The 13,333-nt window shown below is 40.2% G+C and carries 13 protein-coding genes; 1 reads left to right on the top strand and 12 read right to left on the bottom strand.

The features are described 5' to 3' along the window. Window positions 1-7: 7 nt before the first annotated feature. Together IW510_RS08415 and bglB are read right to left on the bottom strand one after the other, a co-directional pair. Complete coding sequence (locus tag IW510_RS08415) at window positions 8-1,024, bottom strand: TRAP transporter substrate-binding protein (RefSeq protein WP_202058539.1); 1,017 nt, start codon at window positions 1,022-1,024, stop codon at window positions 8-10. A 147-nt stretch (window positions 1,025-1,171) separates the two neighbouring features. Beyond that, window positions 1,172-2,278 carry a beta-galactosidase BglB gene (gene bglB / locus IW510_RS08410; protein ID WP_202058537.1) on the bottom strand — a complete coding sequence of 369 codons (1,107 nt, stop codon included), beginning with the start codon at window positions 2,276-2,278 and terminating at the stop codon, window positions 1,172-1,174. Between the two features lie 216 nt (window positions 2,279-2,494). Between bglB and IW510_RS08405 the strand changes: the two genes are divergently transcribed. After that, window positions 2,495-3,391, top strand: coding sequence for an AraC family transcriptional regulator (locus tag IW510_RS08405; protein WP_236674669.1), 897 nt, complete (start codon window positions 2,495-2,497; stop codon window positions 3,389-3,391). Between the two features lie 128 nt (window positions 3,392-3,519). Here IW510_RS08405 and IW510_RS08400 read toward each other — a convergent pair whose 3' ends face one another. The 10 genes from IW510_RS08400 to IW510_RS08355 form a co-directional block, all read right to left on the bottom strand. Next, window positions 3,520-4,323: a gluconate 5-dehydrogenase gene (locus IW510_RS08400; protein ID WP_202058535.1), complete on the bottom strand. Its 804-nt coding sequence runs from the start codon at window positions 4,321-4,323 to the stop codon at window positions 3,520-3,522. A 239-nt stretch (window positions 4,324-4,562) separates the two neighbouring features. Continuing rightward, window positions 4,563-5,402, bottom strand: a complete 840-nt coding sequence (gene kduI, locus IW510_RS08395) for a 5-dehydro-4-deoxy-D-glucuronate isomerase (protein ID WP_202058533.1) — start codon at window positions 5,400-5,402, stop codon at window positions 4,563-4,565. A 96-nt stretch (window positions 5,403-5,498) separates the two neighbouring features. Continuing rightward, window positions 5,499-6,509 carry a sugar kinase gene (locus IW510_RS08390; RefSeq protein WP_202058530.1) on the bottom strand — a complete coding sequence of 337 codons (1,011 nt, stop codon included), beginning with the start codon at window positions 6,507-6,509 and terminating at the stop codon, window positions 5,499-5,501. A gap of 2 nt (window positions 6,510-6,511) precedes the next feature. Then, window positions 6,512-7,159 carry a bifunctional 4-hydroxy-2-oxoglutarate aldolase/2-dehydro-3-deoxy-phosphogluconate aldolase gene (locus tag IW510_RS08385; protein WP_202058528.1) on the bottom strand — a complete coding sequence of 216 codons (648 nt, stop codon included), beginning with the start codon at window positions 7,157-7,159 and terminating at the stop codon, window positions 6,512-6,514. 343 nt (window positions 7,160-7,502) lie between these two features. After that, window positions 7,503-8,264, bottom strand: coding sequence for an IclR family transcriptional regulator (locus IW510_RS08380; protein ID WP_202058526.1), 762 nt, complete (start codon window positions 8,262-8,264; stop codon window positions 7,503-7,505). A gap of 228 nt (window positions 8,265-8,492) precedes the next feature. Next, entirely contained in the window at window positions 8,493-9,116 is a 624-nt protein-coding gene (rpoE, locus tag IW510_RS08375) for a DNA-directed RNA polymerase subunit delta (protein WP_236674668.1), read from the bottom strand. 75 nt (window positions 9,117-9,191) lie between these two features. Next, on the bottom strand, window positions 9,192-9,626 hold the full coding sequence (locus IW510_RS08370; protein WP_202058522.1) for a DUF1934 domain-containing protein: 435 nt from the start codon (window positions 9,624-9,626) through the stop codon (window positions 9,192-9,194). Window positions 9,627-9,835: 209 nt separating this feature from the next. Beyond that, a complete protein-coding gene (locus IW510_RS08365; protein ID WP_202058520.1) occupies window positions 9,836-10,783 on the bottom strand; it encodes a sugar-binding transcriptional regulator in 948 nt (315 codons plus the stop codon). A 1-nt stretch (window position 10,784) separates the two neighbouring features. After that, window positions 10,785-11,768: an alpha-ketoacid dehydrogenase subunit beta gene (locus tag IW510_RS08360; RefSeq protein WP_202058518.1), complete on the bottom strand. Its 984-nt coding sequence runs from the start codon at window positions 11,766-11,768 to the stop codon at window positions 10,785-10,787. Next, window positions 11,768-12,775 carry a thiamine pyrophosphate-dependent dehydrogenase E1 component subunit alpha gene (locus IW510_RS08355; RefSeq protein ID WP_236674667.1) on the bottom strand — a complete coding sequence of 336 codons (1,008 nt, stop codon included), beginning with the start codon at window positions 12,773-12,775 and terminating at the stop codon, window positions 11,768-11,770. Before IW510_RS08355 ends, IW510_RS08360 begins: the two co-directional genes overlap by 1 nt. Window positions 12,776-13,333 lie beyond the last annotated feature (558 nt).

Raw genomic sequence — 13,333 nt, 5'->3', positions numbered from 1 at the left:
ACTCCCCCTACTCCATCTCGTCAGCTACAGCGCGGATTTTTGTATAAAGGTCGCTGTAATTTTTATCATTTTTGAATTGATCGTGAAGTGGCTGAACAGCTTCCTGGAAAGGTGCACTGTCAACGTCGTTGTAAACAACACCATATTCTTTTTCAGCGATTGCTTTTTCTTCTTCAACTGCTTCCTTAAATACTTCCTTCTCAAATTCAGTTGATTCTTTTGCTGCTTCAACAATTGCTTCATACTGTTCATCTGAAAGGCGCTCTTTTATACTGTCGTTCATAATTACGATATCCGGAACACGTGTATGCTCATCGTAAGAATAATATTTGGCTACACCACCATGTCCGGCAGTATGCAGCACAAACTCATTATTTTCTGCACCGTTAATCAGGTTAGACTGCAATGACGTGTATACCTCAGAGCTGCCCATAGGAACCGGTGAGCCACCTAACAGCTCAACCATTTTGATGGCGGTTTCACTTTGCATAACACGAATTTTCTTTCCTTTTAAATCATCAGGAGAGTTCACAGGTCCATCCGTCATGTAAAAGCTTCGCTGCCCTGAATCATAATAGGTTAATCCCACGAATCCTAGTTCTTCAGTTGAATTGTAAATCTCATCCATAATCTCTTCATCTTCCATTACCGCGAAAAAGTGCTCTTCATTGTCAAAAATATAAGGAACGGCGAAAATGGAATAATCTTTCGAAAAGCTCTCCAGTGCAGAGCCGCTAACCTTGGTAAAATCGATACCGCCAGTTTGAGTCAGCTCAATCAGTTCCGTCTCTCCACCGAGCTGTCCATCTGGAAAATATTCTATGGTTACTTCTCCATTGGTCTTTTCTTCCACCAGCTTGCCAAACTCATTCATTGAATCAATAACCGGCTGACTATTGCTGGCATAAGCATAGCGTAATACGATGGTACCGTCTGAAGATGCCTCTGAGCTGCTGCAACCACTCAGCAAAGTCAATCCAGCTGCTGAAAGCATCAATCCGGAAATAACATGTCTTTTCTTCATTTTTCTTCCTCCTGCTTTTTCTAAGTTTGCTCTTTTAAAAATCAACTTACAACTAACACTCGCTACCTTGTTAAGAGAGAGGACAATCATCACTTTATCTATGAATCAGCAAATGATTGTCGCATCCCATTTTTGATACTTAGTTATTTAGCAATACGATACTAACAGCTCTGTCAGGCATAGAATAGTCAGTGATTGACCGTATGGCATAGCTGTCATCCCAATATTTTTGTAGAAATCTAAATCATCACCCATTCCGGTTCCAACGGATACATGCTGTACTTCACCTTTATCATCAATTTCTTCCAACAGGCCAGCCATCGCTTTATAAGCAACTTCTTCATACTCACTACTGATATACTTTTTATGAACAGCCTTCAAGATACCGTAAGCAAATCCCGCTGTTGCCGAAGATTCCAGATAAGAGCTTGAATCGTTCAACAACGTATGCCATAAGCCTGATTCATGTTGATATTTCGCTAAAGAAGCAACCTGTGCATTCAACGTGTTAATTAAGAAATCTCTTAGTCCGTCTCCCTTTGGAAGCTCAAGAATTTCAATGATTTCAGGAATGGCAATCGTAATCCAGCAATTGCCACGTGCCCATAGCGCTTCCGCATAGTTGTGATTTCCTTCAAAGGTCCAACCGTGATACCATAGTCCGGTTTTCTTATCCATCAAGTATTTGATATGAATCAAGAATTGATGTCTTGCTTCTTCCAGATATTCCGGACGATTCAACAGCTTACCGATTTTTGCCAACGGAAGAACCGTCATCATCAATGTGTCATCCCACAGCTGATTTGTGTTCGCCGGTCCATAAGTTGCATGTTGCAGGCCGTTTTCATTTGTTCTAGGCATATCATGCATTACCCACTCGGCCCATTGTTCCAAGTAAGGAATGTATTTCGAATCTTTTGTATCCTCATAAAGATAAGCCATTGTTAGCAACGGTGCCATTGTGTTTACATTCTTGGGAGGAGCGCCCTCTTTCATTCGTCCATCAAACCAATCATTGACGACTTTCAAGGCTTTTTCATTTTTAGTAATTTGATAATTTTTGTAAATACCATACAAACCAACCCCTTGCGGCCAGTTCCAAATTGTCCAGCTTTTGTCATCAACCTTTAAGCCATCAAAATCCAAAAGGAATTCTCCGCTGTTATCTTTGATTGTCGTCAAGTTGGCAATCATCAAATCAATTTTTTCTTCTACAGTTTCTTTTGGTACGAATAACTCTTGTTTAATTATCATTTTGTCATTCAAGCTCCTTTTACATTTATAGTATCCTCGAGTTTTTCTCAAAGCGCTTTCAATCGTTTATCATGTTCTTAGTTTAACAAGTTATCAAAAATGAATATATAGTAAAAATTGCCTAATTACTGTCAAAAATTGCACATAAAGCCTTTTCATTTCTTTTTTGGTGTATTATAGTAAGCGTAATAAATGATTATTCAGGGGGGATATTTTATGAAAGACTCCACATTGCTCAACACTTCACTAGTAAATACCATGCTGTCAAATGACTATGAACTCTTTCATGTAAGGGATTTCGTCGTCCAAGAGAAAACGCTTTATCATTATCATGACTTCTATGAGATACATTGCACATTGGCTGGAACAGCAGAATTCTATTTAGATGGCAAACAATATCTTTTGAAGCCCGGTTCTGTTATTTTTATCCATAATTTAGATTTACATAGGATTGTCAAACAAGATTCTGAAGTCTTTGAACGGGTCTATATGTTCATTACGCCTAGTTTTTTACGTAGCCATTCCAGTAAATATACGAATTTGGAACGTTGCTTCCACCCTACCGGTACAACTAAAAGCAAAATCATTCAAACAGACCCTGAGCGTTTAAAATACTATCTCTCATTAATTGAAGCGCCGGCAGACAAAAAAATCTACGGCATGGATTTGATGTATGAGCAGCAATTTATTAACTTTTTGGTCTTTTTAAATAAGCTGGTAATGAGCGAAGAACAAGAGGTGCAGCCAAAAGAGGTGATGGAAAATAGCCTAATTGAAAACTTAATGGTTTATGTATCGGAAAATTTAGATGCTTCATTGACGCTTGAGGATGTTGCGAAGAAATTCTTCGTCAGCAAATATTACATTGCCCGTACCTTCAAAAGTACAACTGGATTCACCTTTCATAGCTATGTATTGAAAAAGAGACTGCTCTATGCAAAACAGCTGTTGGTGACTTACAAAAACTCGAATGAAATCTATCTGCAATGCGGCTTTAAGTCTTATCCTCATTTCTTAAAATGCTTCAAAAAAGAGTTTGGGCTGACGCCAAAGGAATATTTAAAAAAACACCAGAACCAAGAAATTATCTTTTTCGATCACCACCAATCATAAACAAAGATGCATCCCATGATTCATAGGACAAAAAACGGTTCTGCTTCACTCACGCATGTGAAGCAGAACCTTATTTATTTACTTAGGAATTTTTTATATACAGTTATTACTTAGGAGACCTTGAAGACTTAAGGTTGTTTACCAATGTATGCCAGGATTCCACCATCAACATACAGAATGTGACCATTAACAAAATCTGACGCTTTAGAAGCCAAAAATACTGCTGGCCCAGCTAAATCATCAGGTGTTCCCCAACGTGCTGCCGGTGTACGTCCAACGATAAATTGGTCAAATGGATGACGAGAACCATCCTCTTGCTGTTCACGCAATGGCGCTGTTTGAGGTGTTGCAATGTAGCCAGGTCCAATGCCGTTACACTGGATGTTGTATTCACCGTATTCAGATGCAATATTTTTCGTTAACATCTTCAATCCGCCCTTAGCAGCTGCATAAGCACTTACTGTTTCACGTCCAAGCTCACTCATCATTGAACAAATATTGATGATTTTCCCACTGTTTTGTTCCATCATACCAGGAAGAACAGCTTTTGCCATAATAAATGGTCCGTTCAAATCGATGTCGATTACTTGACGGAAATCTGCAGCAGCCATTTCGTGCATTGGTGTACGTTTAATAATACCCGCATTATTTACAAGAATATCAATAACGCCGACTTCTTCTTTGATTTGTTTAACCATTGCCTGTACTTGCTCTTCATTCGTTACGTCACAAACGTAACCCTTCGCGTCAATACCAGCTTTTTTATAGTTTTCAACACCATCATTTACTGATTTTTGGTCAATATTATTGAAAACAATTGTTGCACCTGCAGCTGCTAATGAGCTGGCAATTTCAAACCCAATTCCGTATACAGCTCCTGTAACAAGAGCAATTTTTCCGTCTAAGCGGAAGCTATCCATATTAAAATCCATCTGATTTTTCTCCTCTTTTCTTTTTTGTTGTCGACCGTCATGCCAAAGCTGACGAGTTCTCTTAACGTTTATTTGAGCTATAGTGCTCGAGAGCTGAACGAGCTCGTTCAGCTTTTCTTTTTGTCCAGCTTCACTGACCAACGCCTTCGACAATAGGATGCCTTGCTTGCAATGATACAGATTATCATTGAATCAAGTCTCTTTATTGCTCAGGAGCTGCCCGGTCTGTTCAGCTTTTCTTACTTCAATTGATTCATTGGTACCATATCCATATCTGTGTATGTGATATTTTCGCCGCACATTGCCCAGATAAATGAATAGTTGCTTGTTCCAACACCAGAGTGAATCGACCAGCTTGGTGAGATGGCTGCTTGTTCGTTCCCCATTACCAAGTGTTTTGTTTCGTCTGGTTTACCCATCATGTGGAACACACGTGTGTCTTGTTCCATATCGAAGTATACATATGCTTCCATACGACGTTCATGGGTATGACAAGGCATTGTATTCCATGAGCTGCCTGGTTCTAAGATTGTATAACCCATTTGTAATTGACAGCTTTCGCAGACATTTGGATGGATGTATTGATAAATTTTACGTTCGTTCAGTGTCAACGGCTCACCAGTCTCCATCGGTTTGATATCGTCAATGCTGATTTTCACATTTGGATATTTGTGGTGTGCAGGAACTGAGCTGATATAGAATTTTGCCGGATTTTCAGGATTTTCAGAAGAGAAAACAACATGACGTGTTTCTTTTCCGATGTAATAGCCATCTTGCTTTTTCATTTCTTCCTTTTGTCCGTCAATTTCGATAAATCCAGGTCCACCAATGTTGATAACACCTAATTCACGACGTTCCAAGAAGTAGTCTACGCCTAACTCTTTATCCAACTTGATTTCCAATGCTTCCTTCGCAGGTGTAACCCCACCAAAGATCATGCGGTCATTGTGTGTATAGGTCAATGCAATTGTCCCAGGCACAAAAACCTTCTCTACTAAGAATTCATCTCTCAGCTGTTCTGTAGAATAATGACGGATATCCTCCGGACTATGAGTGTAACGAGTTTCCATATTTTGCATGTTTCTAGTGCTCCTCTCTATTTTGACGTGACTGAAACAGCAGTTTCAGTCACTTTATAGGCATAACTTTGATTTACTTGAGTCATTTAGCATGTACTAACGAATAATTTTCCCAGAGCCCATAGCTAAGAAGCTATTGACTTCCTCTTCACTAAATTGATTGCAGTCACCATGTACGGTATGTTTCAAGGCAGATGCAGCTGTTGCAAAGCTGATAACATCTTGGTAGTTTGTTTTGTTTAACAAACCATGCAGCACACCACCCGCAAACGCATCTCCGCCGCCCACTCGATCAACAATCGGATCGATTAAATGGCATTGAGATTCGTAATACTGTTCCCCAGCCCAAAGTGTACCAATCAATTCATTTGCACTGGCAGAATGAACCTTGCGTTTTGTTGAATAAAACACAGAAATATTCGGATATTTCTTTTGCATTTCTTGATAGTAATAGCTTGATTCTTCTTTTTCTGAAGTTCCAGTATATTTACTGATTTCCAGAAAATGCTGTGCATCCAAGTTTCCAGCTGAACAATAATCTACATATGGCAGGATGGTGCGGATTGTTTGCCCCGCTTCTTCCTTAGTCCAAAGCTTGCCGCGATAATTGACATCAAAACTAATCAGACAGCTTGCATCCTTTGCAGCTTGAATCAATTGAATGGTCAGCTCTTTCCAAGCCTCAGAAAGCGCTGGTGTAATCCCTGAGATATGAAAAATATCGCAATCCGAGAATAGCTCTTTTGTATCCCATTCAACAGCTGTCATCAACGCAAAGCTCGAGCCCGCTCGATCATAGATAACGCTGGCAGCACGTTCACCAATTCCTGCTTCAAGGTAGTAAGAGCCTAGCCTTGGTCCACCTTTTAACAGATATTTGGTGTCAACACTATAACGATTCAGATGTTTCTTCACCGCTTCACCCAAAGCGTTGTTCGGAACCTTACTTGCAAAAGCTACCTGATGTCCATAGTTTGCCAGAGAAACAGCAACATTTGCTTCACCACCACCGTAATGTGCCGTAAAAGCTTCAGTTTGAGCAATACGAATGCCGCAGTCTGTTGAAAATCGCAGCATAATTTCACCAAGAGTTACAACTTTACCCATCGCTATGCTCCTTTTATTTCATGGAACTTCGCCATGTATTCAGCAGCAACTTCAGTTACTTTATCAAAATCACCAACAGCTGCCGGTGCTAAAAGATTCCCACCTACACCTACTGTAATTACGCCGGCTTTAAACCATTCGGCCATGTTATCCAGACTTACACCACCTGTTGGCATAATATTCAAATGAGGCATTGGTGCTTTGAATGCTGAAATAATACTTGGACCATACGCACTACCAGGAAACAACTTAATGATATCAACACCGCTCTTCAATGCTTCTTTCATCTCGGTGATAGTCATACAACCCGGTAAATATGGAATTTGATACAAGTTACAGATTTCAGCTGTTTCTCGATCAAAGGACGGACTCACAATATAATCTGCTCCTGCCATTATTGCCATACGTGCTGTTACAGCATCCAATACTGTACCGGCTCCAATGACTACCTCCGGCTTATCTTTGTATGCTTCTGCTAATTCTCTGATGACTTCATCTGCTTGAGGTACAGTGAATGTCAGCTCCAAACCATGCATACCACCCTTTACGATTGCATGACTTGCTTTGATTGCTTCCTCTTTGTCTTTTCCGCGAACTACAGCAATTACTCCTGCTGTTTCCAATCTTTGAAGAATATTAACTCTTTTCAAGCCCACCACTCTTTTCTTATTTAGAAATTTTGTTTTACTATTAAGAAATCTACACTTTCATTATACATACAAAAACAGAAAATGCAAACGTTTTTTAATGATAAATCTATCGAAAGCTTCCTAAAACTTTTAACTCTCTTCATTCTGTCGTTTCTCAAAAAGGCTGTATCTTTTGAGCTAAATCGACTTTACATTAGAAACGCCGAACGGGCTCGTTCAGCTAGACATTCTTCCAATTATTCCCGCTCTATCTCTTGATATCATTGAAATTACAAACTTACTAATTTCTTTACATACAAAAAAAGAGAAGCGCTGCTTGCGATTCTCTCATTCCTTCTGTTTTCTATTTTGCCATCAAAATCTGTTCCAGCTCTTCCTTTGTTTTTAGCACGGCTTGGATAATTAGCTCCTTCGTCTTCTCATTCAAGCGATACTTTGGCATGCTGACACTAAATGCACCGATAATCTGGTTTTCACTTTCAAGAGAGGCACCGATACAAAAAATATCCATCTCCATCTCTTCATCATCAAAGGCGACACAAGTCTGCCGGATTTCATCCAGCTCTTTTGCCAATCTCAAAGGATTCGTAATGGTATTTTCGGTGTAAGGAGTCAATACATGACTTTCCAAATATGCTTCAAACTCTGGTTGAGAAAATTTCGCCAGTACCGCCTTCCCCATCGCAGAGCTGTATAGAGGTCGAGTAATCCCAACCTTTGAAGACATCCTAATCGTTTGATGCTTCGGTTCCAGCTTATTGATATATAATATTTCATTATCATTCAGTATACCCAAATGGATTGTTTCATCAATCGTTTGTTGAAGTCTCTCCAAATAAGGATAAGTAATCTCTGCCAAATCCAATTGTTCCAGCCTTTTATTGGCATATCGAATCAGTTTAGAGCCCAAACGATAGCTTTTATCTTCATTTTTTTGAACATAGCCAATCAATACAAGGGTATCAAGGATTTTAATTGTTGTTGATGCCGTCATCCCAATACTAGTTGCAATTTCCTGTAGAGAACGGTTGGGATGCTCTGATAGATAATCCATAATTTTCGCTGCTTTGATTAGCACTGTTCCATAAGGTTTTGCTTCTGCCATCGCCCTCATCCTTTCTTTATAAGAAATTATATAGTATAAATAAGAAAAATCAACTGTTTCTCATCAATTTTTGGGAAATAAGTTACTCCATTGCTGATTGATTACCTTTCGAAAGAAATATTTCTCTAAAAAAATCGGACATAAAAAGAACTGTGACGACTGACTCGCCACAGTTCCAATTGATTTCACTGTTTGTCTCTTAAGAAATAAAAAGTCGAATCAAACGAACTATTCTTCTTCAGAATCGTACTCTTCTTCTTCCTCTTCCTCATCGTCAAAGTCGCTGTCTACCTCATCGTCATCGATGATTGTCAACTCTTCCAGCTCATCGTCTTCTTCATCTTCATCTGCACCGATTTCCTGCAGATCACTGTTATATGCTTTGATTTCTTCATCTTCATCATCTTCTTCATCATCGTAGATGTCTTCATCCTCATCTGCAGTTAATTCTGCATCCTCCGGATCATCATCATTGTAATCAATGACATCTTCATCATTTGTATCCATGATGAACGCATTGACTTTCTTACGCTTTCTACGACGTGGTGTATCATCTTCATCCTCATCAAGGCCATGTGTTACTTCTTCATCGATCGAATCGATTGGATACCATGAACGAAGGCCCCACTGATTGTCCCCCAAAGAGATGAAACTTCCATCGATATTCAGGTCAGTATAAAATTGCGCTAAAGAATCGCGGATGTTGCCATCAGACGTTCCAAGATAGTTTTGGATCTCATTTACCAAGTCTGAGAAATCCATGACATCACCTTTTTGTTCTAAAATTGCGTGGGCAACTTCAATCATGGATAATTCGTTCTTGTTCAATCCTTCAAATACATTAATTTCCAAGTAGTACACGTCCTTTCACAGTCTACACTTTATCATACAAAATCACACTCAAAAAAGCAATTGATTCTTTCACAATTACGCAGTAAATTCTAACTCTAGATGGTATTCCCCAACTCTTTCACTTTGAGAGTACAAATCGTAATCGATCACAATTGACCCTGATATAGGCTGATCCTTCAGACTAAATCTCAAATTATGGGTGTATGTTGTAATTTCAAAGAGTCCATACGGTGTTCGATAGGTAGTATCCAGTCGTTCACGATAACCGAATTTCAAACGCATCCGCAGTTCACCGGAGCGGATTAGCTGGATTTTCCCATCCGGCTCAACCTTAATGGTTACTGGTGTTTCTTTTCCATCTTCCAGCTCTTCTTTATAGCGAATATAAAGGGTATCTCCAATCTTTACAATCTGACCTGTTAAGTCAAAAAAGAAATCCTTTTTTTCTCCACCTTGTGTTACTTCTGTTTTCAATTGAATTGAAATATCTGTTCCTTGTGTTAAATCCATCTTGATGAGCCTCCTTTTAACTAACGAAGAAACTAGGTCAGCACTCTAGGTTTCTTCTCATCTATGTTTTTCATTTCTACAAATAGCAGTCTTCTCGTTCTATCAGTAGACCAAACACTCTATAGTGAAGTGTTTTTGTACTGATATATTGTAGTGTACTTTGTATTGGATTTCAAGCTTTCACAATTACGCGCGCTCTTTGTATGTACTCACATTGCCAGCAATGCTTCTGCCGCCATTTGGTCAGTGACAAGAATTGAACAATAGTTACCGATTAACAATGGATGGATGCTTTCCGCTTTTTCTTTCCCACTGCCGATAACCATGACTTGAGGAATTTCCGCCAAATCTTCAACCTTTATTCCCAGCATGCGTCTGCTAATAGTATTGTTCACCGTTTCGCCATTTTTGTCAAACAATGACGCTACACCATCACCTTTGATATCGTCCTGCTTAATATCCAACATATTCTGCTCATCAAAATAACCCAGCTCATGCCACGTTGAATGCTTTGTCGGATTTCCTACACCTATAATCGCCAAATCAACCTTCATCGCATGATCCATTGCTGTCTGCAGCATATTGCTCTGGTTCAATACATCCGCAAGCTCAGTACTTTCAGCCAATGCAGGAAAATAAGCGTATTGACAGCGGCAATTCAGTTTTTCAGATAGACGGAAGGCTAAATGGTTGGTGTCATAATAAAGATGCTCACTTGACACTCCCCCGACTAACGGACAGACGTCAATCATCGGAAACGAATAAAATGGCAGTGCGTCAATCACATCTGCCAAGGTTGTGCCCCAAGATAGGCCAATCGACATTTCCGGTTCCAGGATACTTCCCAGATAATCGGCAGCCGCTTCACTGACCTTTCTCTTTATTTTCAATTCAGGACTGTAATCATTGTCCGGAACAATGATTACATCCTCAAGTTGATAACGGTCAGCCAGCTCAAGGCTGAGCTTGACCGCATAAGCAGAATCATCGTGAATGGATATCTTTACGATTCCTTCCTCTTTTGCCTGTTGCAGCATTTTGGAAATCACCGGACGGGAAATAGACATTTTTCTGGCAATTTCAGCCTGTGTCAGCCCAGCATCATAATAAAGGGTTACAACCTTCAATAATTTCCGACGATTCTCACTGATTCTCATGTTATCCCTCTTTCAATAATTGTTTGGCTGCCTGAACAATCGTTTCAATTTGCGGTGTTGCCATTTCTTCAAGAAGTCGCTGAGCTGGCATTGGAACAAATTCTCCACCTAAACGAACGATTGGATGAAGCAGTTGCCGACTGATTTCCGATTCAGCGATGACAGCTGCTAATTCAGCACTAAACCCGCTGTTCTTCACAGCCTCTGTTGCAACAATAACTCTTTTCGTTTTGGCAGCAGAGCTAAAAATCGTTTCCTTATCCAACGGAACCAAGGTACGTGGGTCAACCACTTCCAAGCTGATTCCCTCCTGCGCTAAAAGCTCAGCAGCCTTCAGTGCCTTCTCTACCATAATTCCCGTTGCCACGATTGTCACATCTTGACCTTCGCGTTTGATATCTGCTTTGCCTAATGGAATCGTGTACTTTGCCTTAGGCACATCCATTTCCGTTTTATAAAGCAACTTGTGCTCATAGAACATGACTGGATTTTCATCCTCAATCGCTGCATGAAGCAAGCCTTTTGCATCATAGGCATTAGCCGGCTGAACAACCTTTAGTCCCGGAATATGCGCCATCCAATTTTCCAGGCTTTGTGAATGCTGTGCTGCAGCTCCTGTACCTGAGCCGCCGGCAGTCCGCATAACCATTGGAACATTGGCTTTTCCACCATACATATAATGGATTTTAGCTGCCTGATTCACCAGCTGATCCATCGCTACGGTAATAAAATCAGAAAACTGCAGCTCCATAATCGGGCGCATGCCAGTCATGGCTGCTCCGACAGCTACACCGGCAATTGCACTTTCTGAAATGGGCGTTTCTCTCACTCGTTCTGCCCCGTATTTTTTCTGCAAGCCGTGAGTTGCTCCAAAGCCGCCGCCGTAAACACCGATATCTTCACCTAATAAAAACACCTTTGGATCATCTTGCAAGGCTTCATCTAATGCTTCATTCACAGCTTCAAGATAAGTGATTGCTCTCATCAGCTTCGGCCTCCTTCAGCATAAACATCCAGCCACAGTTCTTCCGGTGTAGGCTCCGGATCATTTAGCACAGAATGAATCATCGCCTCAGTTTCCTGCTGTACAGCTAAAGCAACTTCTTCTAAAACAGCTTTTTCAGCCAATTTTTCTTTCAATATATAATGTTCCAAACGTAAAATGGGGTCGTGATTTTCCATCCAATAGTGGCATTCTTCTTCCGAACGATAAAGCAATTTATCAGATTTCGAATGCCCCTTATAGCGATAAGTAATTGCTTCTATCAATGTAGGTCCATCGCCTCTTCGTGCCTTTTCTACCGCTGCACTCACTGCCTGATTGACTTCAAACACATCGTTGCCATCAATCGTTACACCTTCAATGCCATAGCTTTTGCCGCGTTCTGCCAAACGATCGATATTCACCATGCGTTCAATGGCACTACTCATACCGTATTGGTTGTTTTCAATCAGATAAACAACCGGAAGCTGCCAAATAGAAGCCAAGTTCAATGCCTCGTGAAAGCTCCCCTCATTCGTTGCTCCATCTCCGGCATAACACAAAACAACTTGATCCGTATGATTCATTTTCGCACTTAGAGCAGCTCCGGCAGCAATAGGAAAGTTTCCACCGACAATACCGTTGGAGCCGAGATTTCCTACCTCAAGGTCAGCAATATGCATACTGCCGCCTTTTCCTCCATTTGTTCCGGTTTTCTTTCCAAGCATTTCTGCAAACATTGCACGACGATCCGTTCCCTTGGCAATCGCATGCCCATGGTTACGGTGTGTAGACAACATCCAATCACTTTCTCTTAAGATGCCTGCTCCGCCGACTGCAGTAGCTTCCTGACCAATACATAAGTGCATCGTGCCATACATTTTTCCCTCATCAAACAATGTTTGAATCGCTTCTTCAAAGATACGTATCTCCCACATTTCCTTATATGCTTCCAAAACATTTACAGAATAGATGTCTGCATTCTCTGATTGACCCATTAGATATACCATAATTATCTCCTTATTCTCTGACAATAAGATTGCGACATACGCCGTCGAGAAACCTTGCTCTCGAAAAAGCTGTCTGTCTATCGTTCGTTATTCCGCTTGCACATAGCGCAACTATGCTGTATCCCATTAGCTTCTTCTGCATTCTCAGATATCCTCAGGTGATACTCCCAGCTTCGAAATAAGCAAACACGTAAGTCGTTCTCTTATTGTCCTTGATGTTAGTCGAGAAACTAATTTCTTTTTCCAAACGAACGGCTTATTAAAGCTTTACACTCGCTCTATCCGTCAGAAAAAAATCATTAGCCCTCTCTCAGTGAAATATATGAATTTCGTAAACTAAAAGCTGATAACACTCTTTCATTCAGCTGTTTTTTACACCATTCATATATAAATTTTGTAAAAGAAATGGAAGTTGTACAATCGCTTCTTTTCCGTAATACTACAAACAATGGTCACTCTTTCCAGCATACTATCTTTTACAGAACTTATTATAGAAATATTTTAACTTTTGCTTTCTCCAACACCCTACACTTCTACTTGTTAAAGTAACAAAAAACG

It is taken from the genome of Enterococcus sp. BWR-S5 (assembly GCF_016745255.1).
Lineage (GTDB): Bacteria > Bacillota > Bacilli > Lactobacillales > Enterococcaceae > Enterococcus_L.
Note: the sequence above shows the minus strand (reverse complement) of the source record. Positions and strands in the feature narration are given on the sequence as shown.